Source organism: Paeniglutamicibacter sp. ZC-3 (assembly GCF_025847175.2).
GTDB classification, from domain to species: domain Bacteria; phylum Actinomycetota; class Actinomycetes; order Actinomycetales; family Micrococcaceae; genus Paeniglutamicibacter; species Paeniglutamicibacter sulfureus.
On record NZ_JAOYTG010000013.1, the window covers coordinates 89,268 to 114,091 of the forward strand.

Genomic DNA, 24,824 nt, shown 5'->3' on the forward strand with positions numbered 1-24,824 from the left:
AACTCAGTTAGGATCGCCTAACTGGATTTCCTTGTGGGCGTGCAACGAAGATGTAATTCCGGCGAGAGGAGTCCCCGTGAGCAATGTGGACAGTTTTGGTGCCAAGGGCGTATTGGACGTCAAGGGCAACGAATATGAAATTTACCGGCTGAACGCAGTCGAAGGTGCGCAAAGCCTTCCGTACAGCCTCAAGGTTCTGTTGGAGAACCTGCTTCGCACCGAAGATGGCGCGAACATCACCGCAGAACACGTCAAGGCCGTAGGCCAGTGGGATGCAAACGCAGAACCGAACACCGAAATCCAATTCACCCCTGCACGCGTCTTGATGCAGGACTTCACCGGTGTTCCTTGCATCGTTGACCTCGCCACCATGCGCGAGGCCGTCAAGGAACTTGGCGGAGACCCGACTCGGGTGAACCCGTTGGCTCCTGCCGAAATGGTCATCGACCACTCCGTGCAGATCGACGTCGCCGGCAACGCCGGTGCCCTCGAGCGCAACATGGAAATCGAATACCAGCGCAACGGGGAGCGTTACCAGTTCCTGCGTTGGGGCCAGACCGCATTTGATGACTTCAAGGTGGTTCCCCCGGGAACCGGCATCGTGCACCAGGTCAACATCGAGTTCCTGGCTCGGACCGTGATGACCCGCGAAGTCAACGGCGTGCTTCGTGCATACCCCGACACCTGCGTCGGCACCGACTCCCACACCACCATGGTTAACGGCATGGGTGTGCTGGGCTGGGGCGTTGGCGGCATTGAGGCCGAGGCAGCAATGCTCGGCCAGCCTGTCTCCATGCTGATCCCGCGCGTCGTGGGCTTCAAGCTCAACGGATCGATCCCCGCCGGTGCCACGGCAACCGACGTTGTGCTGACCATCACCGAGATGCTGCGCAAGCACGGTGTTGTCGGCAAGTTCGTCGAGTTCTACGGCCAGGGCGTCGCCGAGGTGCCGCTGGCAAACCGCGCGACCATCGGCAACATGTCCCCGGAGTTCGGTTCCACCGCGGCCATGTTCCCGATCGACGATGTCACCCTGGATTACCTGCGCCTGACCGGCCGCTCCGAGGAGAACGTTGACCTCGTCGAGGCCTACGCCAAGGAGCAGGGCCTGTGGCACGACCCGAGCCGCGAGATCCGTTTCTCCGAGTTCCTCGAACTCGATCTCTCGACGGTGGTTCCCTCCATCGCCGGACCGAAGCGTCCGCAGGACCGCATCGAGCTTTCCAGCGCGAAGGAACAGTTCCGCAAGGACATCCACAACTACGCAGCTGGTGCAGCCGACGAACTGAACATCGGTCGCCCCTCGACGTCCGTAGAGGTCACCAAGGCCGACGGAACCAGCTTCTCCATCGACCACGGTCTGGTCTCGATCGCTTCGATCACCTCCTGCACCAACACCTCCAACCCCTCGGTCATGCTTGCCGCAGCCCTGCTGGCACGCAAGGCAGTGGAAAAGGGTCTGGTGTCCAAGCCATGGGTCAAGACTTCCGTCGCGCCGGGCTCCAAGGTCGTCACCGAGTACTACGAAAAGTCCGGCCTCATGCCGTACCTGGAGAAGCTTGGCTTCTTCGTCGTGGGCTACGGCTGCGCAACCTGCATCGGCAACTCCGGCCCGCTGGACGCTGAGATCTCCGAGGCCATTCAGGCTCACGACCTCTCCGCAACCGCAGTGCTCTCGGGTAACCGCAACTTCGAAGGCCGCATCAACCCGGACGTGAAGATGAACTACTTGGCTTCCCCGCCATTGGTCATCGCTTACGCCCTGGCTGGCACCATGGACTTCGACTTCGAAACCGATTCCCTGGGCACCGACACGGACGGCAACGAGGTGTTCCTCAAGGACATCTGGCCGTCCCCGACCGAGGTTCAGGCAACGATGGATTCCTCCATCGATGAGGGCATGTTCGCCAAGGGCTACGACGGTGTCTTCGACGGCGACGATCGCTGGAAGGCACTCGACACCCCGGCGGGCAACACCTTCGAGTGGGCAGAGGATTCGACCTACGTCCGCAAGCCCCCGTACTTCGAGGGCATGACCGCAACCCCGGCACCGGTCGAGGACATCTCCGGCGCCCGCGTGCTGCTGAAGCTGGGCGATTCGGTCACCACCGACCACATCTCCCCGGCGGGTTCATTCAAGTCCGATTCACCGGCTGGCCAGTACCTGCTGGCCCACGGCGTGGACCGCAAGGACTTCAACTCCTACGGCTCGCGCCGTGGCAACCACGAGGTCATGATCCGCGGCACGTTCGCGAACATCCGCATCCGCAACCAGATCCTGGACAACGTCGAGGGTGGCTTCACCCGCGACTTCACCCAGGAAGGGGCTCCGCAGGCCTACGTCTACGACGCTGCTCAGAACTACAAGGAAGCCGGCACCCCGCTGGTCATCCTGGGCGGCAAGGAATACGGATCGGGCTCCTCGCGCGACTGGGCAGCCAAGGGAACCGCGTTGCTGGGCGTCAAGGCCGTCATCACCGAGTCGTTCGAGCGTATCCACCGCTCGAACCTCATCGGCATGGGCGTGCTTCCGCTGCAGTTCCCGGCCGGCGAAAACGCCGAGACCTTGGGCCTGACCGGCACCGAGACCTTCTCCGTCGAGGGAGTGACCGAACTCAACAACGGCACCATCCCAAAGACCCTGAAGGTCACCGCCGTGGCGGAAGACGGCAAGACCGTCTCCTTCGATGCCGTCCTGCGCATCGACACCCCGGGCGAAGCAGATTACTACCGCAACGGTGGCATCCTGCAGTACGTCCTGCGTCAGATCTCCGCCAACTAATCCAGTTAGCGAAGATACACGCTCGCAAGGGCGGGTCGACCCGGAGAAGTCCGGGTAGGCCCGCCCTTGCGGCGTTAATGCAGCAGGGGTTGGATTTTCGAGACGCACGCCAGGGGGATGCGGCCGATGGAACAATTCGTCCGACTCGGATTCTGTGCAGGGAGCCCGCTCCCTGCACAGAATCCCTGGGGCTGGCTCGCGTGTGAATGCGACACAGAATTCCACGGCATCGGGACACCGCGACGAGCTGCTGCGGCATATCCATGGCAACCAATCTTGTTTTGGGCTTTACTGGTTCTACACCCATTGTTGCCATTGGAACGAGGTCGAAAATCATGGATTCAGGCCAACTAGTGTGGACCATCGTTATAATCGTTGTCGTACTGGTAGTCCTTGGACTAGTGCTTTTCTTTGGCCAACGACGTAAGAAGGAAAAGGACCACGAGCGGGCGGAAACCCTCCGCCAGTCGGCGGCCGACGAGCAGCTCAATGCACGGGAGAGAGAAGCAAAGTCTGCCAGGGCGGCAGCGGACGCCAAGCAGGCCCAGGTTGATGCCGAACGCCTCCAGAAAGAAGCCCGCAGCCAGAATGCCGAAGCCCAGTCAGCACGGGCCAGTGCACAGGAGCAGGCCAACAAGGCCAAGGCGCTTGACCCGAACGCCGAAACCAGGGGTACCCGGGATGGTGGGGCGTCCGAGGCCGGACGGGAACCGCTTAATACGAACGCCGAAACCAGGGGTACCCGGGAAGGCGATTCGTCCGAGGCTGGACGGGACACACTCAGAGATCCCGATCAGCCGACGCAGGCAAATCCCTCCGGCGGAACCGAAAACGGCGGGCGCCATCGGGGCGGGGATGTCACCGGGCACTGACACGGCATCTGGCTCCGCCCCTGCATGCATGACATGACGTTGGTCTGTGACAAAGCGTGCAGGCGGGTACACCGATGCGGCGCCGGTGGTCCTCCGGGCTACAGGGGATTAACCGGAAGTCGTTCCGAGATCATCGTTCAACATCGCAACCCGTGCTGCGATGTCATCCCGCAGGAATTCCATGCGCTCGCGCTCGGTGCTCAGCTCCGCGGGCGCTTCGGCGGGAACCCAGCGCTCCATCACGACGCCCTCGAGGCCGGGGACTTGTGCCTCGCCCACGATGACGACCCGGTCCGCGGCACGCAGCACTTCCTCGGTCAACGCGGTCGGCACCTCTGCGCGCATGTCGGCGCCTACTTCTTCCACCACGGAGGCGGCCAGTTCATTGATGTGGTGGGCCGGAATGAGTCCGGCGGATTTCACCGCAATGGAATCTCCTGCGGCCTGGCGCAATAGCGCCGCGGCAATTTGCGACTTCCCGCCATTGGTGTTGCAGACGAAGAGTACCGAGGGGGTCTGGGGGCTCGAAGTGCTCATGGGGCTGTGGATCCTAGGGCTTGGCGGGGGATGGCGAAGGGCAGGGTTTGCCCGCAACTTGATCCTACGCAAGGGTGGCTTCCTTGATCCAGCGCCTGCCGATGGTGGGACGGGACACTGTGGCGTGCACCGCCATGGTGCCCGGCGGCAAGGGACGAGCGGTAAGATTGAACGGGTATTTGCCACTGCGAAAGGACTGCCTCCGTGCCACTGCTTCCGACCATCAAGGAACCGCGGGACCTTCGTGGCCTGGACGCGGCTAAAATGCACCAGCTGGCCAAGGAAATCCGGTCGTTCCTGATCAAGAACGTTGCCCGCACCGGGGGACACCTGGGCCCCAACCTCGGTGTGGTCGAGCTGACGCTGGGCATCCACCGGGCTTTCGATTCACCCACCGACTCCATCATCTTTGACACCGGACACCAGTCCTACGTCCACAAGCTGCTGACCGGGCGCCAGGACTTCTCCACGCTGCGCCAGCAGGGCGGGCTCTCCGGGTATCCCGAACGCGCCGAATCGGTGCACGACATCGTAGAGTCCTCCCACGCCTCCTCCTCGCTGTCCTGGGCCGACGGGATCTCCCGGGCCCGCAAGCTCACCGGGGAAGCCGACCGCTACGTTGTCGCCCTGGTCGGTGACGGCGCCCTGACCGGCGGCATGGCCTGGGAAGCGGTCAACAACATCGCCGCCGACAAGGATCGCCGCGTAATCATCGTGGTCAACGACAACGGCCGCTCCTACGCCCCGACCATTGGCGGACTCGCCGACCAGTTGGCCGGCCTGCGCCAGCGCCTGGACATGTTCCGCACGCACCCGGCCTACGAAAACACCATGGACAGGCTCAAAAGCCGCCTGAAGGATTCAGGCCCCGTGGGCCAGTTCACCTACAAGTCCCTGCATGCCACCAAGAAGGGCATCAAGGACTGGTGGGCACCCCAGGGCCTATTCGAGGACCTGGGCATGAAGTACATCGGCCCCATCGACGGGCACAACCAGACGGCCGTCGACCAGGCGCTGCAGCAGGCCCGGAACTTCGGCGGACCGGTCATCGTGCACGCACTGACCGAAAAGGGCCGTGGCTACGCCCCTGCCCGCGCCGACGAGGCCGACCAGTTCCACGCGGTGGGCGTCATCGACCCGCAGACCGGCGAACCCGTATCCAAGGCCTCTGCCCGTTCCTGGACTTCGGTCTTCGGCGAGGAAATCGCCGACATTGCCGACGAACGAAGCGACATCGTTGCCATCACCGGCGCGATGCTGCAGCCGGTGGGCCTGAAGACCATGTCCGAACGCCACCCCGAACGGGTGCTGGACGTGGGCATCGCCGAACAGCACGCGATGACCTCCGCCGCGGGCCTGGCCTTCGGCGGGCTGCACCCGGTGGTGTGCGTCTATGCGACGTTCCTGAACCGGGCGTTCGACCAGCTGCTCATGGACGTGGCCCTGCACAAGGCCGGCGTCACCGTGGTGCTGGACCGCGCCGGGGTCACCGGGCCCGACGGGCCCAGCCACCACGGCATGTGGGACATGGCCCTGATGCAGATCATTCCCAACCTCCACCTGGCAGCCCCGCGCGATGCGGTGCGGCTGCGCGAGGAACTGCGCGAGGCCGTGGCCATCAAGGACGCGCCCTCGGTGGTCCGATTCTCCAAGGGCAGCGTGGGCCCGGAAATTGTCGCCATCCAGCGCCTGCACGACGGCGTGGACGTGCTCGCCAAGCTCGGAAGCGGCGAGGAACGCGACGTGCTCATCGTTTCGGTCGGGGCCATGAGCGAACTCTGCCTGGATGTCGCCGCCCGGCTCAACGCCCAGGGCATCACGGTCACCGTGGTCGATCCGCGCTGGGTGCTTCCGGTGCCGCGCTCCATCATCGGCCTGGCTGCCCGCCACCGCATCGTGGTGTGCGTCGAGGACGGCGTCCGCGCCGGCGGCGTGGGTTCGCGTATCCGTCAGGAAATGCGCGCGGCGGGCGTCGACACGGCACTGAACGAGGTGGGCCTGCCCACCGAGTTCTTGGCCCACGCCACCCGCGACGAGGTCTTGGAACGAGTGGGACTTACCGCCGACCGAATCGCCAACGACACCTTGGCCCAGGTGCTGGGCACCAAGGTCCCCTTCGCCCGACCGCTGCCCGGAGCAGAGATGCCCACCGGACAGATTCCCCAGCTGTGAACGCAGCAGCACCGGTGCCCGCGGGCCTGCCGCGGGACCCTGCCGGTGCCGGCCCCGGGGACCTGGTGGTGGCCAGGGCCTGGAAATACGACGGGCACCCGCACTGGGTGGTGCCCGGGCGCTACCTCGGCGCCGACGACCACGGCCACTGGATCTACCAGCCCGCCGGCTCGCTGGTATCGCGTCCCGGCCACGGACACTGGGCCGACACCGATGCGGTCTGCCTGGTGCCCCGTGCCGGGCAATGGCTGGGCACGTTCTACGACGACCCCGCCGAGGACTTCCGTGTGTACCTTGACCTGTCGACCCAGATCGGTTGGCGCAAACTGGCTCGCGGCGGCTGGGAAGCCAACTCCGTGGACATGGACCTCGACGTCATAGACTCGCGCTCACGCGGCATCTTCCTCGACGACGAGGACGAATTCGCCGAGCACAGCGCATCCATGGGCTACCCGCCGGAGCTGGTGTCGTGCATCAGCGACGAGGCCAGCCGCCTGCTCGGCTCGCTCGGCGGGGCACACGCCCCCTTTGACGGCACCGCGACCGGATGGCTCGCACGCGGCCGTACGGCATTTTCAGACTCATCATCCCGCTAAGGAGCACCACCGCATGTCAATAGTCCGCACCTACCGCCGCGACGAAGACGGAACCCTGTACTTCCGAGAGGCCTGGTTCTCCACCTACGAGGGCGAAGAACTCGGCCAGTTCGTGGTGAACCACGGTACCGTGGGCCACCAGTCCAAGACCGAGACCGCCAAGGACGTCACACCCGCGACGGCCGAGGGACTGTTGGACGCGTTCTCCGAGGCCTGCCAGGAAGACGGCTTCGTGCCGCTGGCCGAGGAAGACCAGGGTTGGGTCATCGTGCAGTACGCGCTGAAGACCGCCGTGGGTACCGACCGCGACAAGTACCTGGAATCCACCGCCAAGGAAGCCCTGGTCGGGCACCTGGCCTGGCGCGGCCTGGGCACCGTGGAGTCCTCGGACTACGCCCCGCGCAAGCTGAACATCCGCGTCCTGTCCCCGGAGCCCAAGAAGGCCGTGGCGGCCATCAAGACCTGCCTGCGCGAGGCCAAGCTGGACTTCACCAAGCTTTCCATCGCCACCGCACCGTTCGAGGCGCCGGAGAAGGCCAGGCAGGCATTCCCGCTTCCGGCCAAGACACCGTTCACCTTGGACTAGCACCTTGGGCACAATGCCCGGCAACGATGAATCGTTGCCGGGCATTGTGCTGTCCAGGTCAGGTCCAACGGCAGGATCAGCTGTCCGTAGCCGCCGTGCATCGGGCCAGCAGCGCTTCGGCACCCGCACCGTCCAGCTGCCCGCAATAGGTTCCGCGTCCGGCCATTGCCATCACCAGCGCCATCGTTGTGCCTCTGGCCAGTGGGCCCGCTCCCGTGGCAAAAGGACCGTCGGTAGCCTCGAGCCGCAAACCGGCAATGTTCGTCTTGCTCGAAACCGTGAAATCCCGTTGGGCCAGGAAAACCGCGAGAGCGGTGGCGGCCTCCGGATCGACCTCGTGTTCGATCCCCAAGGGTTCGCGGATGTCCTGGCCGTGGATGAGGACTTCGCCCAACCACGCCTCGACCGGACCGAATGTCGAGGTGGTGCTGGTGAGGATCGCGCGAAAGCGTGCCAGTGTTTCGGCAGGTGTTGCCCCGCGGTACTCTGACAGGCGCCTGTCATTGTGCAGGTCGAAATTGAGCCTGGCGCCCAGTACGCTGGCCATCCAGCGAGCCGGGCCCACACTTGCCGCGGCACTCAGGTGTGCCACGACCTCTTCCACGCTCCACCGCCCGCACAACGAGGTCGTAGCCCACTGGTTGTCCTCGAGCCCGTCGAGGTCGCGGGCCAGGGCGGTGCGCTCGGCGTGCGCCCACGACCAGAGCCGGGCGCGTGGGATGTTTTTCGACAAGGTTTCTCCGAATAATGTAGGCAACGTGGCGTGGTCGAGAAGTCTAGCAAGCCGGCACGGACCGGTGCTGCGAACCCGGGCACCATGGCAGTCGTCAACGCATCCGGCGGCCTGTACGGAGCGACATTCAACGACGCTGACCTGCTCGAAGACGGGGGAGTCCTGGAATCCCCAACACCCGGAGACGATCCTGAGTTGCCTCCACACGATCCTGCAGGAGGAATGGGAGCACCACCGCTTTGCGGTGCGCGACCTCGATGCCATCGATTCCAGATCATGAAAAAGGGCGGGGCGCCCTCGCCGGTTTCCCGGCAAGGGGCGCCCCGCCCCAAATGTGGCGGCCTTAAGGGCACACCGGTGATGCGCTGCTAGTCGGTGCCCGAATCAAACGCGGCACGCTCGAGGGCGCGATCGGAAGCCAATTCGTCGGCGTCGACCGCCTCGGCGTCAACGATTGCCGATGCGCCGCCGGCTTCAAGCTTGCCGACCAGCTTCACGGTCTTTTCGCCGAGCAGGCCCTGGTTGGCGTACTGCTCCAGGCGCGAGCGGGAATCGGCGATGTCCAGGTTGCGCATGGTCAGCTGGCCGATGCGGTCCAGCGGGCCGAACGCGGAGTCGCCAACGCGCTCCATGGACAGCTTGTCCGGGTGGTAGCTGAGGTTCGGTCCCGTGGTGTCCAGCACCGTGTAGTCGTCGCCGCGGCGCAGGCGCACGGTGACGGTGCCGGTGACGGCGGAGCCGACCCAGCGCTGCAGGGACTCGCGCAGCATCAAGGCCTGCGGGTCCAGCCAACGGCCTTCGTACATCAGGCGGCCCAGGCGGCGGCCCTCTGCGTGGTAGTTGGCCACGGTGTCTTCGTTGTGGATCGCATTGAGCAGGCGCTCGTAGGTGATGTGCAGCAACGCCATGGCCGGGGCCTCGTAGATGCCGCGGGACTTCGCCTCGATGATGCGGTTTTCGATCTGGTCGCTCATGCCCAGGCCGTGACGGCCACCGATCTTGTTGGCCTCGTCGACCAGCGCAACGGCATTCTCGAAACGAACGCCGTTGATGGCGACCGGACGGCCGGCCTCGAAGGTCACGGAGACGTCTTCGGTCTTGACCTCGACCGACTCGTCCCAGTAGCGCACGCCCATGATCGGCTGGACCGATTCCAGCGAGGTGTTCAACAGTTCAAGGGTCTTGGCCTCGTGGGTGGCGCCCCAGATGTTGGCGTCGGTGGAGTAGGCCTTTTCGGCGGAGTCGCGGTACGGGAAGTCGCGCTCGACAAGCCATTCGCTCATTTCCGAGCGGCCGCCGAGCTCCTGCACGAAGGCCGGGTCAAGCCACGGCTTGTAGATGCGCAGCTTCGGGTTGGAGAGCAGGCCGTAGCGGTAGAACCGCTCGATGTCGTTGCCCTTGTAGGTGGAGCCGTCGCCCCACACGTCCACGCCGTCTTCGCGCATGGCGCGCACCAGCAGGGTGCCGGTGACGGCACGGCCCAGCGGGGTGGTGTTGAAGTAGGCCTTGCCGCCGGAGCGGATGTGGAAGGCGCCGCAGGCCAGGGCGACGAGGCCCTCTTCGACCAGGGCGGGCTTGCAGTCGACCAGGCGGGCGGCCTCTGCACCGTATTCCAGGGCGCGGCCCGGAACGGCGTCGATGTTCGGCTCATCGTATTGGCCGAGGTCTCCGGTGTACGTGTAAGGGATGGCACCCTTTTCACGCATCCAGGCAACGGCGACGGAAGTATCAAGGCCACCGGAGAACGCGATACCTACGCGTTCGCCAACGGGCAGGGAGGTGAGGACTTTAGACATAACCCCCATCTTAAGGGTTCATGGGCGTTTACCGTGAACCCACGCCGCCTCGGCCCCGACACACTGTGCCGCCCGGCATGGTGCATGCTTGAATGCTTAGGCGGGCACAGCAACCCGCCTCCATGCCTTCCGCGCACGCGCGGGGCATTGGCCAAGGGATGACCGGTGAAAGGACTAATGCGCATGGGCACCATGGAATACCGTCGATTGGGAGCATCCGGACTGGTGGTTTCGGCCGTCGGGCTAGGGTGCAACAACCTGGGCAGGACAGGCACCGCGACCGAGGAACAGGCCGGCACCGACGCCGTCATCAACGCCGCCCTTGAGTCGGGAATCACATTCTTTGACGTCGCGGACACCTACGGCAGGGAGCCCGGGCTGTCCGAGACCATGCTCGGCAAGGCACTGGGGCAGCGGCGCGACGAGGTGGTCATTGGCACCAAGTTCGGCATGGACATGGGCGGCGCCAACGGCAACGACTTCGGTGCCCGCGGCTCGCGGCGCTACATCGTGCGGGCAGTCGAGGCATCGCTGCGGCGGCTCGGCACGGACTACATCGACCTCTACCAATTCCACACCCCGGATCAGCTCACGCCCATTGGGGAGACCCTTGCCGCGCTCGATGACCTGGTGACAGCCGGCAAAGTGCGCTACATCGGGCACTCGAACCGCGCCGGGTGGCAGATCGCCGAGGCCGAGTTCACCGCACGCGCCGCCGGCGGGGCACGCTTCGTCTCCACGCAGAACCACTACAACCTGCTCGATCGGCGTGCCGAGCTCGAGGTGGCACCGGCTGCGGAGGCGTACTCGCTGGGCCTGCTGCCCTACTTCCCGCTGGCCAACGGGCTGTTGACCGGCAAGTACTCCGGCGGCTCCGCCCCGGAAGGCTCCAGGCTGACCCACGCCCGACGGCACCTGATGGACACCGCCGACTTCGGCCAGCTGCGCGACTTCGGTGCGTTCGCCGCCGCCCGCGGGCTGACCGAGCTTCAGGTCGCCTTCTCCTGGCTGGCATCCCGTCCCGCCGTGGCCAGCGTCATCGCCGGGGCCACCCGCCCCGAACAGGTGAAGCAGAACGCCGCTTCCGCCGGTTGGAAGCCAGGCGCCGAGGACCTTGCCGAGCTGGACGCGATCTTCCCGGCCGTGCCCAAGATCGCGCTCTTCTAGCCAATGGACACGCCCCGCATCCGGATCCTGCTGGACAACGACACCGGAATCGACGACGCCCTCGCGCTGGCCTACCTCGCCGCCTGCGGCCACGTTGAAATCGTGGCGGTCACCGCGACGCCCGGGAACGTCGACGCCGACCAGGTCGCTGCCAACAACCGGGCGCTGTTGGCGTTGTGCGGGCAGCCGCAGGTACCGGTGCTCATCGGCGCGCGGGCCCCCCTGCAGGTGCCGCTGACCACCACCCCGGAAACCCATGGCCCGCAAGGGGTCGGCTATGCGACGCTGCCGGATCCCGGACCCGCCGCCGGCCATGGAATAGACGCTGTCGAATACTGGATCGAGGCAGCCCGCGCCAACCCCGGGGAACTCACTGCCCTGCTGAGCGCGCCGCTGACCAACTTCGCGCTCGCGCTGCGCCGGGAACCACGGCTTCCCTGGTTGTTGGGCCGGGTGGTGATCATGGGCGGGGCCTTCTACCACCAGGGAAACACCACCCCGACCGCGGAGTGGAACACCCACGTGGACCCGCACGCCGCCGCCGAGGTCTACGCCGCCTACACCGCGGCCGCCCAGGCGGGTCTCGACGTCCAGAAGTTGCCGATCGTATGCTCGCTGGATTCCACCGAGCGCTTCGAGATGCAGCCCGGCTTGCTCACCGACCTGGCCGCCGCGGCGGGCTGCGCCGAACCCGAGCAGGTGCTTGCCGGGGACCCGGAAGGCACGCGCAGCACCGCCTCGAACCCGTTGGTGCGCTATCTTTCCGACGCGCTGCGTTTCTACTTCGAATTCCACCGCCACTACGACCAGGGCTACATCGCCCACGTACACGACTACTTTGCCGCCGGGATCGCCGCCGGCACGCTCGAGTACCGCAGCGCCGGCGCCACCGTGGATGTCGAAACCGTATCCCCGTTGTTGACGGGAACCACCGTTGCTGACTTCCGCGCGCTCTGGGGAAAGCCCGCCAACGCCCGCGTCGTGTCCTGGAACGATCCGGCGGCGGGGTTTGCCGAACTCGTTTCCCGCCTCGGTGCCCTCGCCCGGCGGCTGGACGGGGCTCCCCAAGGGGAACCGGGCCCGGGCCAAATCGGCTAGAATCATTCACCGGGCCGAGGTGACATAGGCCCCCGCTCCCGCCCAGCTGCGCCACCGGTCTTCACCGGCTGCGCCCCCAGCACCCGAGGAATGCCCCCATCATGTCACCGAACCTGACCCTGCCCGAGAAAGCCGCAGGGCACGCCCTGCGCGGCCGGATCCTTGCCGCCGCCGGAGTGCTCCTGCTGGCCGGCACCTACACCGTCCTGGTCCTGACCCAGCCGGCCGGCCTCGTCGACGGCCTCGGCCAAGGGGTTGCCCTGGCCACCTTCGCGGCCTACCTGGCAGCCGCGCTCCTGCTGCTCGCGGCCGTGCTGCCCGAGCTGCCGGTCTCCACGCTCACCCTGATCCCCGTGGCACTTGCGCTGAACATCGTGCTGGGCCAGTTTGTCGGCTCCGTGATGATCCCGCTTTACCTGGACTCGCTGGGCACGGTGCTTGTCGGCTTCCTGGCCGGCCGCCGCGCCGGGGCAGCCACCGGCGTGCTCGGCACGCTCATCTGGTCGTTGTTCAACCCGACGGTGCTGCCCTTCGCGGCCGGGGCCGCGCTGGTCGGCTTCCTGGCCGGCACCGCCGCCCGCTTCGGTGCGCTGCGCCGCCCTTATCTGGCGCCGGTGGCCGGGCTCTTGGCCGGGGTCCTGGTGGGCGTTCTCTCCGCACCCGTCGCCGCCTTCGTCTTCGGCGGGACCTCCGGGGTGGGCACCGGCGCGCTGGTCGCCGCATTCCGCTCGATGGGGGACTCGCTGCTGGGCGCCGTGACCAAGCAGGCGCTGATCTCCGATCCCGGGGACAAGGCCATCGTCTTCCTGCTCGCCGCGCTGCTGGTGTATGCGCTGCCCGGGCGGCTGAGTGCAGGCTTCGCCTTCGTGCGCCGTCATCGGGTACTCGGCCGCCGCGCCTCGCGCTAGGAAGCTGCCAGTGCCCCGGACCGCACCATTGCATCCCTTCACGGTGCTCGCCCTCGCGGCGGCAGTCGTGGCCACCACCACGGCGGCCGGCCGTTGGTGGCTCAGCGCCTCGGTGCTGCTGGGCTGCGTGCTGCTGGCGATGTGGGCGCGCCGTGGGCGGAGGCTGGCAGGGCTCGCTGCCGCCATCCTGCTGCCGGCCTGGGGCTCCCAGCTGCTGATCCACGGGCTCATCGACCGTACCGGAAGCCATGTGCTGGCCGTTGCCGGCCCGCTCAGGATCACCATCGAGGGGCTGGCCACCGCCGGGCAGCTGGGGCTGCGCACCGCCGTGCTGGTGGTCGCCGGGCTGCTGTGCACGCTGCTCATCGACAGGCACGACCTCGTCGCCGCCGTCGATCTCTCCGGTGCCCCTCCGCAACTGGGCTACCTGGTGGCCGCCACGCTTTCCCTGCTGCCCCGCCTGGCCGAACGCCAGCGCGCCATCGGGCAAGCGCAGGCGCTGCGAGGGGCGGCCGCCGGTGCCGGGCCGGTTGGCTGGTGGCGCCGGATCCGCTTGTGCTCGGTGCCGCTGGTGCTTTTCGCCCTGCAGGACGCAGCCGACCGCTCCGCCCACCTGGCCGCGCGCGGCTTCCCGGCTGCGGGGCCGCACACCCGCCTGCGTTCGGTTCCTGACTCGGCCGCCCAGGCCCGACTGCGCCGGGCAGCGCTTGCCTGCATCATCATCGGCCCCCTGGCGGTCCTGGCCCCGGAATGGATGGCCGCCGCATGACCGCGACCCGCAACGCAATGCTCGAGCTGGAATTGGAACGCTTCCGTTACTCCGGGGCCGAGCACGACACGCTTGCCGGCATGTGCCTGTCCCTGGCGCCGGGATCGCTGACGGCAATCGTGGGGGACTCAGGCTCCGGCAAGTCAACGCTTGGTGCTGTGCTTGCGGGGATGTTGCCCCGCCACGACGGCGACGACATGGTAGGGCGCATCACCCTCGCCGGGCAGGAGATCCGCCACGGTGCCGGCGCCGACCCGCGCATCGATCCGGTGGGGTGGGCCCGCCACGTCGGAATGCTGCCCCAGGATGCCCGGCACTACCTCTCCGGGGTACGCGAAACCGTGGAGGAGGAACTGGCCCTGGGACTGGAGAACGCCGGGGTGCCGCGCGCAGACATGCGCCTGGGCATCGCCGCGCTGGCCCGGAAACTGGGAATCGGTTCCCTGCTGCCCCGTGATTCGGGGAAGCTCTCCGGCGGGCAGGAACGCCTCGTGGCCCTGGCCGCGCTCGCCCTGGGCGCCGCGCCGGTGCTGGTCCTTGACGAACCGCTGGCCGGGCTGGATGCCTCGGCGGCGAGCCAGGTCTCGGCCCTGCTGGGTCACCTGCGCTCCGAGGGGACAGCGCTGGTGCTGCTCACCCGCAGCCTCGATGGGTTGGCGGCCGGTGCAGACCGGGTGCTGTCGCTGCGCGCCGGCAGCACCAGCCCGGTAGAGGGCGCCGATATGGCCGGCAGCGTGCCGGCACCACCACCGGCTCGCCGGAATCCGCGCGCTGGCGGGGCCTTACTGCTCGAGTTCGCCGGCACGGAGCTCGGCTACGCGGGATCCGCCGACCCCGTGGTGGCTTCACTGGACCTGCAGGTGAGGGCCGGTGAATGCGTCGCGCTGGCCGGGCCGAACGGGGCGGGCAAGACCACGGTGCTCAAGGCAGCGGCCGGGTTGCTGCGCCCCGGCGCCGGACGGGTCGTTGAGCATGCGCGCCCCGGCGGGTCCATCGGGCTCTTGCTGCAGAACCCCTCCGACCAGCTCTTCGAACGGACGGTCCGCCGCGAGGTCGCCTTCGGCCTGCCCAAACGCGGTCCCCAGGCGGCGCGGGTCCCGGAGGTGTTGGCCACCCTGGGGCTGGCCGCCGAGGCGGAAACCCACCCCTACGAGTTGCCCGCCTCCGCCCGGCGCCTCGTGGCCCTGGCCACCGTACTGGTGCGCGATCCGAGCGTGCTGTTGCTCGATGAGCCGACCGAGGCGCTGGACGCGGAAGGGATGGCGCGGCTGCACGGTGCGATCTGGAAGGTGCTGGACCGCGGCGGGGCCGTGCTCTTCTCCAGCCATGACGAGGCGTTCATGGCTGCCACCGCGCACCGCGTCCACAGAATGGAACCTGCCCGGGCCGCCCGGGCATAGAAGGGAAAGCGGGTCCCGGAACCACGCATCGGCTCCGTTGGGACCGCCGGGGCCGGTAGTGTGGGATTTCTTGGGGGCCAACGAGCCATGGGAGAAACATGCCAGAGGATTTTGAACGGTGGGATGTGCTGGTCCGCGACCAGCAGCGGATCGGGGTGCTCTACCGGAACCTTGAATCCAACGTGTTGCTGACCCGCGTCCTGGTGGAGGAGGGCATCCAACCCTATCGGGCAGAGTCGCGCGTGCGGTTTGACCCGGGCTCCGACGCCTGGGAGCTGAGCTGGTTCCGCGACCTAACCATGGACCAGGCCCGGCTCATGCGCCGGGAGACGCAGGGTCCGCCCGCGGAGTCCATGCCGAGCTTTGCTGACATCCTGATGTTGCAGCGCGCCATTCGGGATCCCGGGAACCCGGTGGAGTATGTGCGCCTGAATGAGTCCGGCCAGGAGATACACGACCCCCTCGTCCCTCGGCGCGCGAAACCCAATGCGCGGATCCAGCAGGTGGGCCCGCCCGAAGAACTCCCCATCCCGTTGGGCGGCGTACTTTCGGCCCGGCGTTTCGAGGCCTGGGCCGACGGACTGTTGGTTGCCACCCACTGGGTCAACGATGCGAACGAGCTGGTGTGCACCCGCTGGGGAGCGAACATCACGGCCTTCGGCGTGCCCGGGGCACCCAGCGAGGCCGGCTGGCTCTCGCTGTCGGGGCTCGATGAGGGAACCATCGGTTTCATGACCCACGGTTTCGATGCCTAGTCTCGGATGGCCGGCCGCCGAAAGACCCAACCAAGGCGCAGCCTAGACGTAGATGAGGACGTCGTCGCCCTTGATTTCCGCGGCAAAGCGCTCCAGCGCGCCGCGGGCGGGACCGGCGACGGCCTTGCCGTCCTCGGGTTGGAAGAAGGAGCCGTGGCAGGAGCAGTAGAACGCCTCGTCATCGTTGGGCGACTTCGCGCCGACCGCACATCCCTGGTGGGTGCAGATTGCCGAGTAGGCCAGGACGGATTTTTGGTTCGGGCGGAACAGCAGGAAACCTGCCTGCCTACCCGCTGCCTCGCCCTGGGTGAGGACCGCTTCAACCGACAGGCGAGTACCCACGGCCAATTCGGCGGTGGTCGCCACCACGGTGCCAGTGCCGACGGGCTCCGGAGGGGCGGAGGGCACGTTGTTGGGTGCCGCCGAGGAACCGTCGCCGCAGGCGGCCAGGGCCAGGGTGGCACCGGCCGCCACGGTGGTGCCACCAAAGGCGCGACGCGTGATGGGGGAAGAAAGCGAAGTCATGATTCCCATCATTCCATGCACGTGCGCAGGCAGGATCGAACTGGCGGTGCGATGTCACTTACAACCCCTGCCGGGGCCCGGCAGGCTTCCGGATCAGAGGAAGATCTTGACCTTGTCGCCCTCGATCGCAGCCGGAAAGCGCTTCAGTGACGCGTCGGCGGGGCCCTGGGCGACCGAGCCATCGGCTTTCGAGAACTTGGAGCCGTGGCACGGGCACTCGAAGGTTTCGCCGCTGCCGCTGCCGACCTTGCATCCCTGGTGCGTGCACACGGAGGTGTACGCGAGGACGGTTGCCTCGTCTGGGCGGTAAAGCAGGTATCCGCTTCCGTTGACGGTGACCGAGGCGGTACCGTCCACCGGCAAACGGGAGACATCGATGGCGTCCGTACCGGTGCCGGTGGCTTCCGGGAGATCCTGGGGCTTATCGTCGGACCCGCACGACACCAAGGTCACCGCGGCGCTGGAAACCAGCGCGGCGCCAATGACACTTCTGCGGGTGGGCACAAGCGTGATCTTTTCTTTCATAAGCAAAGTGTCGCGCACAATCGCGCCAAGGTCGATGGAAGGGAGCAGGAATTTTTTGCCCCCGACCACCGGGGACGCCGCGGGCGGGGCAACGGTTCGATCCGATGCCCCGCCCGCGTCACGCCGACTTCCGTGCCAAACCTCAATCCTGGTGGAACTTCCGGCCGTTGACCCGCTCGGAGGCGCCCACCTGGTCGAGGTACGGGGTGATGCCACCCAAGTGCATGGGCCAGCCGGCTCCCATGACCATGCACAGGTCGATGTCCTGGGGGCCGGCGACCACGCCCTCGTCGAGCATCAGCCCGATTTCCCGGGCCAGTGCGTCCTGCGTGCGCACCAGCAGGTCCGCTGCGGTGCTCGGGCTGTTGCCGAATTCCAGCAACCGAAGCGTGGACTCCGGGATTTCCGCTCCGCCGTCCGCCGTGGGTGTCCAGAGCGAGGTGATGCCGTGGGAAATGAGCACCTGCTGGTTTTTCGAGACGTGGAAGCGCTCGCCGAAGGCCGCGTGCAGTGATTCGGAGACGTGGTGCGCCACCGGGATCCCGACCATTGCCAGCAGCGTGAACGGGGTCATCGGCAGGCCCATCGGACGCAGTGCGCCGTCGGCGGTGGCCGCATCGGTCCCGTCGTCAAAGGCCTGGGCGATCTCGCCCATCAGGCGCAGCAGGATGCGGTTCACCACGAAGGCGGCCTCGTCCTTGACCAGCACGCTGGTCTTGCGCAGCGCCTTGCCGACGGCGAACGCGGTGGCCAGTGCCACCTCTCCGGTCCGTTCGGCCCGCGCGATCTCCAGCAGCGGCATCAGCGCGACGGGGTTGAAGAAGTGGAAGCCGACCAGGCGCTCGGGATTCTTCAGGTCCCGGCCCATCTCGGTGACCGAGAGCGAGGAGGTGTTGGTGGCCAGGATGCACTTGGGGGAGACGACTGCCTCGACCTCGGCAAAGACCTGCTTCTTGACGGCCAGCTCTTCAAAGACCGCCTCGATCACGAAATCGGCGTCCGCGAAGGCCTCCTTGGACACCGCGCCGGTGACCAGGGCCTTGGTGCGGTTGGCGGCATCGCCTGAGATCCTGCCCTTGGCCAGCTGCTTGTCGACCTCGCCGTGGATGTGGGCCAGGCCCTTGTCCACTCGCGCCTGGTCGATGTCGGTGATGACCACCGGCACCTTGAGGTTCTTGGCGAAGAGCAGGGCCAGCTGCCCCGCCATGAGCCCGGCGCCAACGACGCCGACCTTGGTGACGGGCCGCGCCAGCTTGGCGTCAGGGGCTCCGGCGGGGCGCTTGGAACGCTTCTGGACCAGGTCAAGGAATGCGTACACGGTGTTGTGGAAGGCGTTGGTCTGCATCAGTTCGGTCAGGGCCGCGATTTCCAGTGCTGCGGATTCCTTCTGGGTGATGGAGGCGCCGGCCTCGAAGACCTCGAGCACCTTGGCCGGCGCCGGGGCCGCGTTGGAGGTCTTGGCCTCCACGAAGGCCCGGGCCTTGGCCGCGGCGGCGGCCCAGCGCGCGGCAATGGCCGGGTTGCCGTTCGGTTCCACCGCGTTCGGGCGCTGCACCGTGGTCCCGCCGCCGAGCACGCCGTCGGCCCAGAGCAGGGATTGCTCCAGGAAATCGGCAGGCTCGAACAAGGCGTCGGCAATGCCGAGCTTCGCGGCCGCGGTTCCGTCCAGTGAGCGGTTGTTGTTCAGCGGGTTTTCGATCATGACCGTCATGGCGGCCTCTGGCCCGGTGAGCCGCGGAAGCCGGTAGACCCCGCCCCAGCCCGGGACCAGCCCGATGAAGGCCTCGGGCAGCCCGATGCCGTTGGCTCCGGTGGAGACGGTGCGGTAGGTGCAGGCCAGGGCGATTTCCAGTCCGCCGCCCAGTGCCACGCCGTTGATGAACGCGAAAGTCGGTACCCCCAGGTCCGCGAGCAGGTCGTAGGCTGCGTGGCCCAGTTCCGCCATGGCGCGGCCGTGCACCGGTTCGGTGAGGTTCTTGACCCCGGAGAGGTCGGCGCCGGCGACCAGGAAGTGCGGCTTTCCGGTGACGGCCAGGGCCTGGATCTCCCCGGCGGCGGCCCGGCGCTTTTGCTCGGTGAGCGTGGCGTGCAGTTCCAGCAGGGTGTTGGGACCCAGGGTGGTTGGCTTGGTGTGGTCGAAACCGTTGTCAAGGGTCAACAGCGCCATCCTGTGGCCGCCGGGCAGCTGGACGTCCTCCACGAGCGAGTGGGTGATGATCTCGTGGGGGACCAGCGAGGCAAGGGAAGCGAAATTTTCAATGGTGCTCTGGCTCATGGCCTTAGGCGTCCTTTCCGTAGTCTGCGTGGTGCGGGTTTTCCCAGATCACTGTGCCACCCATGCCCAACCCGATGCACATGGTGGTCAGGCCGTAGCGCACCGTGGGATCCTGCCCGAATTGGCGGGCCAGCTGGGTCATCAAGCGCACGCCCGAGGAGGCCAGCGGGTGTCCCACGGCGATGGCGCCGCCGTAGCGGTTCACCCGCGGATCGGTGTCCTCGATGCCGTAGTGGTCAAGGAACGAAAGAACCTGGACCGCGAAGGCCTCGTTGATCTCAAAGAGCCCGATGTCGTCGATGGAAAGGCCTGCCTGGGCCAGGGCCTTCTCGGTGGCCGGGACCGGGCCGATGCCCATGACCGAGGGTTCGACACCGGCAAAGGCGTAGGCAACCAGGCGCATCTTGACGTTCAGGCCCAGTTCCGCCGCGGCCTCGGCGCTGGCCAGCACCGCGGCGGTGGCCCCGTCGTTCAGGCCCGCGGCGTTGCCGGCGGTGACCCGCCCGTGGGCGCGGAAGGGGGTGCGCAGCTCGGCCAGCGACTCGAGCGTGGTGCCCGGACGGGGCGGCTCGTCGGAGGTGTGCAGCTTGAAGCCCTCACCGGGGCGGCGCGCCGCGACCGGGACCAGATCCGGCTGGATGTCCCCGGCCGCGTAGGCCGTGGCGAGTTTTTGTTGGGAGGCCGCCGCGTAGGCATCGGCGCGATCCTTGGTGATGGCGGGGAAGCGGTCGTGCAGGTTCTCGGCGGTGTTGCCCATGTTCAGGGCCGCAGGGTCGACGATGCGTTCGGCCAGGAAGCGGGGATTCGGGTCGGCTCCGGCGCCCATGGGGTGGTTGCCCATGTGCTCGACGCCGCCGGCGATGACCACGTCGTAGGCGCCGAAGGCGATGGAGCCGGCCGTGGAGGTCACCGCCGTCATCGCCCCGGCGCACATCCTGTCGATGGCGAAACCGGGCACCGAGCGGGGCAGGCCGGCCAGCAGCGCGGCGGTGCGCCCGATGGTCAGGCCCTGGTCCCCGGTCTGCGTGGTGGCGGCGATTGCCACCTCGTCGATGCGCTCGGGTGGCAGTGAGGGGTTGCGGCGCACCAGCTCGCGGATGCACTTGACCACGAGGTCGTCGGCGCGGGTGCCGTGGTAGATGCCCTTGTCTCCGGCCTTGCCGAAGGGGGTGCGGACGCCGTCGACGAAGACGACGTCGCGGACCTGCCGCGCATTGCGCGTGTTCACTGGCTGGGGGCTCACCGGTACTCCTTGTGATCGGGATGGGGATGTGATCCACCCCATACGCTACTGGTGAGTAACTTAGAGTGCAAGCCGTGCGCTCCCGGGCAAGGAAAAGGCCGGGCAGGTTCCCCCGATTTGTCGAGGGAACCTGCCCGGCCCTTCATCAGCGCTTGGCCAACTCGTCCGGATCCAGCAGCGCCACGGTGAGCACCGGTCCCACCAGCTCGATCTGCCACTCGCGGGCGCCCAGGCCCCGCAGCGTCGCCGACACGGTGTCCGGATCGATCTCCGCCGGCGGGCTCCAGCACAGCCGGCGCAGCGTGTCGGGGGTGAGTAGGTTCTCGGTGGGGATGTTCAGTGACTCGGCGGTGCGGGCCACCCGCGCGCGGGCCGTCTGCAGCCGCGCGGCGGCCACCGGGTCCTTGTCGGCCCAGACCTTGGGCGGCGGGGGCGAGTTCGACGGCACCTGGTTGGGCGGCAGGTCGCTGGTCGCGGCCGCGTCCTGCAGGGCGCGCAGCCACTTGGGGGCGTCCTTGGCGGCCGAGCGTCCGTGGAAGCCGGGGGTCTTCAGCAGCGCGGGAACGCTCTTGGGCATGGCTTTGGCTGCGGCGACCAGCGCGGAATCCGGGATCAGCCGGCCCGGGGCCACGTCGCGGGTCTGGGCCAGGGATTCGCGGGTCTCCCACAGGGCGCGCACTGCGGCCAGGGTCCGGCGGTCGCGGATCTGGTGCAGGCCGGAGGTGCGGCGCCACGGGTCCACGCGAGGTGGTGCCGGGGGGGCCTTGCGCACCGCCTCGAACTCCTCCTCGGCGAACCCTAGCTTGCCGTCGGCCTGCAGGATCTTGATCAATTCTTCGCGCAACCGGTCAAGGACCTCGACGTCCAGCGCCGCGTAGCGCAGCCACGGCTCGGGCAGCGGGCGGGTCGACCAATCGGCGGCCGAATGTTCCTTGGCCAGCCGCAGCCCCAGCAGGGATTCCACCGCGGGGCCCAATCCCACGCGCGGCAACCCCGCGATGCGGGCTGCAAGTTCGGTGTCAAAGAGTCGTGCCGGGTCCATGCCCAGCTCGCGCAGGCAGGGCAGGTCCTGCGAGGCTGCATGCAGGATCCAGGTCTCGTCGCCGATGGCCTCCTGGATCGGGTCCAGGTTTTCGAAGGGCACCGGGTCGATGAGCCAGCTGCCCGAACCTTCGCGGCGCAGCTGGACCAGGAAGGCCCGCTGGCCGTAGCGGAAGCCGGAGGCCCGCTCGGCGTCAACGGAGACCGGGCCGGTGCCTGCGGCAATGGCGCGCGCGGCGCGGCGCAGGCCGGGCTCAGTGGTGACGACCTCGGGAACACCGTCGCGCGGGGTGTCCAGCAAGACGGGTTCGGGGAGCACCTCCTGCGGCGCTTCGTCGGTTTCCGGGGCGTGCGCCGGGGCGGACGGATCGTCCTCCACGGTGCTGTGGCTGGGGTTCGAGGCATGGGGGGTGCTGGTCATGGTCTATCGATTCTAGTACCGATTGCCCCGGGACCTGGTTTGACGGGCCGCGGGCGGATGGATCTAGGAGAGCCTGCGGTGCGGAAGCGCCGTGACGCCGCTGGGCAGCGGGGGCAGGCCGGCAAAGGTGCAGACCATGTCCGCCCAGGCCTCAAGGTGGGTGGAGATGTGGTGGTCGCCGGGGGTCCAGGAGGCGCGCAGTTCGATGTCGATGGTTTCACTGCGGTCCTCCAGGGTGCCGTAGCTCTCCGACAGCACGCGGGTCGCGGTGCCGCCGGCCTGTCGGTAGTCGGCGCCGGATTCGTTCAGTGCATCCAGCAGCCAGGTCCAGGCCACCGAGCCCAGCATGGCGTCGTTGCCCATTTCCGAATCCATGCGGGCCCTGATGTAGGTCACGATGCGGAAGGTGCCGTCCCAGAGGGCTGAACCGGCCGGATCGTGCAAGAGCACGAAGCGCCCGGTGGCCAGTTCCTCGGCGTGCACCGGTGCCGACTGGTCCGTCCTGCGCGGGACGCGTTCGAGGACATCGGCGGACAAGGCCAGGGCGTAGGGCGCCAGGCGGGCCGGTGCGGGAATTTCCTGGAGCTGGATCTCGCGCCGGCAGCTGGCACGGCGAACTGCGGCCAGGGCTTCGAGGAAGACCGGCGGCACTGCTTGGACTGGTCCGTTTGAACTCACATGGCCACTCTAAAGTGTGGCCGTCGCCATGCCGCCTGCGGCACGCCGGGGGAGCGGGACCGCGTTGCGCCCCGCCCTCCGGCGTCCGGTGGGGGACCACACCCCCCTAGTTGGCGGCAAGTTCCTCCGAGAGGGCCGCGACGAAGGAATCGACGTCCGCCTCGGTGGTGTCGAAGGAGCACATCCAGCGCACCTGGCCCGCGGCGCGGTTCCAGTCGTAGAAGCGGAAGCGCTCGCGCAACCTGTCGGCAACGGCATTGGGCAGCTCGGCAAACACGCCGTTGGATTGCGTCGGGTAGACCAGCTCCACGCCGTCGGTTGCCTCGACCGCCGCCGAAAGCCTGGCGGCCATCGCGTTGGCGTGCGCGGCCGAGGTCAGCCAGAGGTCGGAGCCGTAGAGCGCCAGCAGCTGGGCGGAGATGAAGCGCATCTTCGAGGCCAGTTGCATGTTCATCTTGCGCAGGTACTTCATCGACTCGGCAGGACCCTCCGAGAGCGTCACGATGCCCTCGCCGAACATGATGCCGTTCTTGGTGCCGCCCAGGGTCAGGATGTCGATTCCGGTGCCCGTGGTCATCTCGCCGAGTCCCACCCCCAGCGCGGCTGCGGCATTGGAAATGCGTGCCCCGTCCATGTGCACGCGCATGCCCAGCGAGTGGGCGTGGTCGGTGATGGCCCGCAATTCCTCCAGGCTGTACAGGGTGCCCGTCTCGGTGGACTGGGTCAGCGAGACGGCCAGCGGCTGGGCCCGGTGCTCGTCCCCCCAGCCCCACGCCTCCATGTCGATCAATTCGGGGGTGAGCTTGCCGTCGGTGGACGGCACGGAGAGCAGCTTCATGCCGCCCATGCGCTCCGGGGCGCCGTTCTCATCGACGTTGATGTGGGCGGTGGCGGCACAGATGACCGCTCCCCAGCGCGGCAGCAGGGACTGCAGCGCGATGACGTTGGCGCCGGTGCCGTTGAACACCGGGAAGACGGTGGCGCCCTCGCCGAAGTGCCCGGCGACGACGGAACCAAGTTCCTCGGTGTACTGGTCATCGCCGTAGGAGACCTGGTGCCCGCCGTTGGCCTGGGTCAGGGCCGAAAGGACCTCGGGGTGGACACCGGAGTAGTTGTCCGAGGCGAAGCCGCGCACAGAGGAATCATGAATCGAAGTAGTCACTGGCATTGCGTCCTAACAGGGGGGGATTGTGGGGGGCGGGGGCGGGGGGAAGCTACCGGGTGGGTAGGTGGATGCGCGCACCGTTGAGCGTGGCTGCCTCGCCGGAGAAAAGCTCAACTGCAGCGGCGCCCAGGGCCGCGACGTCGGTGTGTCCGGCGGTGTTGCGCTCCGGGTGCGCCGCGCGGGCCTGGGCGTCGGTGAACGCCTTGATGACCCAGATGGCGGCAGCGGCGCGCTGGGGAACCGGGTTGTCCTTGTTCCCGGCCTGCGCCGTGCGCAGCTCGGCGGCCACCGCGCGCATCCAGGCCTCGGCCCCGGCCTTGGCCGTGGTGTAGTTGGCATTGGAGCCGGCCGGCGCATCGACGGCGGTGGCCGAGACGATGGCCACGCGGCCGCGGCGCGAGGCCACCAGGTCGTCGCGGAAGACCCTGGTGGTGTTGCGCAGCGTGGTCACGACCTGCGTGTGCAGGAATTCGTAGTCGTCGTCGCTTTGCCCGGCCAGGCCCTTGCCGCCGCGCCAGCCGCCGACCAAGTGCAGCAACCCGTCGACGGGACCGCGCTCCACGTCGATGAGCTGGCGCAGCTCGGTCACCGCAGCGTGGTTGGCCAGATCGACTTCGTAGCGCCCGTGCACGAAGGGCAGCCGTTCGGCAAGCCTTTCGGCATTGGAACCTGCCGCCAGCACCGTGGCGCCGGCGGCGCACAGTGCATGGGCAGCCGCGACACCCGAGGCGGAGGTGGCCCCGGCAATGAGTACCTTCAAATCAGTGAGGTCAGCCATGG

The 24,824-nt window shown here is 67.6% G+C and carries 22 protein-coding genes; 11 read left to right on the top strand and 11 right to left on the bottom strand.

Annotated elements, in window-relative coordinates; all coding sequences use genetic code 11:
• The first annotated feature begins 76 nt into the window (after positions 1–76).
• Positions 77–2,782 carry an aconitate hydratase AcnA gene (gene acnA, locus OIU93_RS13835; protein ID WP_264270658.1) on the top strand — a complete coding sequence of 902 codons (2,706 nt, stop codon included), beginning with the start codon at positions 77–79 and terminating at the stop codon, positions 2,780–2,782.
• A gap of 263 nt (positions 2,783–3,045) precedes the next feature.
• The gene (locus OIU93_RS13840) at positions 3,046–3,654 is read left to right on the top strand and encodes a hypothetical protein (RefSeq protein ID WP_264270659.1); all 609 of its coding nucleotides are present in this window, start codon (positions 3,046–3,048) and stop codon (positions 3,652–3,654) included.
• Positions 3,655–3,762: 108 nt separating this feature from the next.
• Here OIU93_RS13840 and OIU93_RS13845 read toward each other — a convergent pair whose 3' ends face one another.
• Positions 3,763–4,191, bottom strand: coding sequence for a low molecular weight phosphatase family protein (locus OIU93_RS13845; protein ID WP_264270660.1), 429 nt, complete (start codon positions 4,189–4,191; stop codon positions 3,763–3,765).
• A gap of 204 nt (positions 4,192–4,395) precedes the next feature.
• On the opposite strand from OIU93_RS13845, the gene dxs reads away from it, so the two are divergent.
• The 3 genes from dxs to OIU93_RS13860 are packed head-to-tail and all read left to right on the top strand — an operon-like array spanning position 4,396 to position 7,545.
• Positions 4,396–6,363 carry a 1-deoxy-D-xylulose-5-phosphate synthase gene (dxs, locus tag OIU93_RS13850; RefSeq protein WP_264270661.1) on the top strand — a complete coding sequence of 656 codons (1,968 nt, stop codon included), beginning with the start codon at positions 4,396–4,398 and terminating at the stop codon, positions 6,361–6,363.
• Positions 6,360–6,959, top strand: coding sequence for a DUF402 domain-containing protein (locus OIU93_RS13855; RefSeq protein ID WP_264270662.1), 600 nt, complete (start codon positions 6,360–6,362; stop codon positions 6,957–6,959). The genes dxs and OIU93_RS13855 overlap by 4 nt, the downstream gene beginning before the upstream one ends.
• A gap of 13 nt (positions 6,960–6,972) precedes the next feature.
• Positions 6,973–7,545: a hypothetical protein gene (locus tag OIU93_RS13860; RefSeq protein ID WP_264270663.1), complete on the top strand. Its 573-nt coding sequence runs from the start codon at positions 6,973–6,975 to the stop codon at positions 7,543–7,545.
• Between the two features lie 76 nt (positions 7,546–7,621).
• On the opposite strand, the gene OIU93_RS13865 is transcribed toward OIU93_RS13860, so the two are convergent.
• Positions 7,622–8,278, bottom strand: a complete 657-nt coding sequence (locus OIU93_RS13865) for a maleylpyruvate isomerase family mycothiol-dependent enzyme (protein WP_264270664.1) — start codon at positions 8,276–8,278, stop codon at positions 7,622–7,624.
• A 368-nt stretch (positions 8,279–8,646) separates the two neighbouring features.
• Complete coding sequence (argG, locus tag OIU93_RS13870; RefSeq protein WP_264270665.1) at positions 8,647–10,074, bottom strand: argininosuccinate synthase; 1,428 nt, start codon at positions 10,072–10,074, stop codon at positions 8,647–8,649.
• Between the two features lie 192 nt (positions 10,075–10,266).
• Here argG and OIU93_RS13875 point away from each other — a divergent pair, with 192 nt between their 5' ends.
• From OIU93_RS13875 to OIU93_RS13900, 6 genes are all read left to right on the top strand, one after another.
• Positions 10,267–11,241: an aldo/keto reductase gene (locus tag OIU93_RS13875; protein ID WP_264270690.1), complete on the top strand. Its 975-nt coding sequence runs from the start codon at positions 10,267–10,269 to the stop codon at positions 11,239–11,241.
• A 3-nt stretch (positions 11,242–11,244) separates the two neighbouring features.
• A complete protein-coding gene (locus tag OIU93_RS13880; protein WP_264270666.1) occupies positions 11,245–12,339 on the top strand; it encodes a nucleoside hydrolase in 1,095 nt (364 codons plus the stop codon).
• A 101-nt stretch (positions 12,340–12,440) separates the two neighbouring features.
• Entirely contained in the window at positions 12,441–13,247 is an 807-nt protein-coding gene (locus tag OIU93_RS13885; RefSeq protein WP_264270667.1) for an ECF transporter S component, read from the top strand.
• A gap of 10 nt (positions 13,248–13,257) precedes the next feature.
• A complete protein-coding gene (locus tag OIU93_RS13890) occupies positions 13,258–14,016 on the top strand; it encodes an energy-coupling factor transporter transmembrane protein EcfT (protein WP_264270668.1) in 759 nt (252 codons plus the stop codon).
• Positions 14,013–15,416, top strand: coding sequence for an ATP-binding cassette domain-containing protein (locus OIU93_RS13895; RefSeq protein WP_264270669.1), 1,404 nt, complete (start codon positions 14,013–14,015; stop codon positions 15,414–15,416). The genes OIU93_RS13890 and OIU93_RS13895 overlap by 4 nt, the downstream gene beginning before the upstream one ends.
• 98 nt (positions 15,417–15,514) lie before the next feature.
• A complete protein-coding gene (locus OIU93_RS13900) occupies positions 15,515–16,171 on the top strand; it encodes a hypothetical protein (protein ID WP_264270670.1) in 657 nt (218 codons plus the stop codon).
• A gap of 42 nt (positions 16,172–16,213) precedes the next feature.
• On the opposite strand, the gene OIU93_RS13905 is transcribed toward OIU93_RS13900, so the two are convergent.
• From OIU93_RS13905 to OIU93_RS13940, 8 genes are all read right to left on the bottom strand, one after another.
• Positions 16,214–16,696 carry a Rieske (2Fe-2S) protein gene (locus OIU93_RS13905; protein ID WP_264270671.1) on the bottom strand — a complete coding sequence of 161 codons (483 nt, stop codon included), beginning with the start codon at positions 16,694–16,696 and terminating at the stop codon, positions 16,214–16,216.
• Between the two features lie 93 nt (positions 16,697–16,789).
• Positions 16,790–17,221, bottom strand: coding sequence for a Rieske (2Fe-2S) protein (locus tag OIU93_RS13910; protein WP_264270672.1), 432 nt, complete (start codon positions 17,219–17,221; stop codon positions 16,790–16,792).
• Between the two features lie 142 nt (positions 17,222–17,363).
• Positions 17,364–19,496 carry a 3-hydroxyacyl-CoA dehydrogenase NAD-binding domain-containing protein gene (locus OIU93_RS13915; RefSeq protein ID WP_264270673.1) on the bottom strand — a complete coding sequence of 711 codons (2,133 nt, stop codon included), beginning with the start codon at positions 19,494–19,496 and terminating at the stop codon, positions 17,364–17,366.
• 4 nt (positions 19,497–19,500) lie between these two features.
• Positions 19,501–20,739, bottom strand: a complete 1,239-nt coding sequence (locus OIU93_RS13920) for an acetyl-CoA C-acyltransferase (protein ID WP_264270674.1) — start codon at positions 20,737–20,739, stop codon at positions 19,501–19,503.
• Positions 20,740–20,884: 145 nt separating this feature from the next.
• Entirely contained in the window at positions 20,885–22,201 is a 1,317-nt protein-coding gene (locus OIU93_RS13925) for a ribonuclease D (RefSeq protein ID WP_264270675.1), read from the bottom strand.
• 63 nt (positions 22,202–22,264) lie between these two features.
• The gene (locus OIU93_RS13930) at positions 22,265–22,879 is read right to left on the bottom strand and encodes a DUF3000 domain-containing protein (protein ID WP_264270676.1); all 615 of its coding nucleotides are present in this window, start codon (positions 22,877–22,879) and stop codon (positions 22,265–22,267) included.
• Between the two features lie 106 nt (positions 22,880–22,985).
• Positions 22,986–24,047 (bottom strand): low specificity L-threonine aldolase, encoded by a 1,062-nt coding sequence (locus OIU93_RS13935; RefSeq protein ID WP_264270677.1) that lies wholly within the window; start codon positions 24,045–24,047, stop codon positions 22,986–22,988.
• A 46-nt stretch (positions 24,048–24,093) separates the two neighbouring features.
• Complete coding sequence (locus OIU93_RS13940) at positions 24,094–24,822, bottom strand: SDR family NAD(P)-dependent oxidoreductase (protein ID WP_264270678.1); 729 nt, start codon at positions 24,820–24,822, stop codon at positions 24,094–24,096.
• Positions 24,823–24,824: the final 2 nt, after the last annotated feature.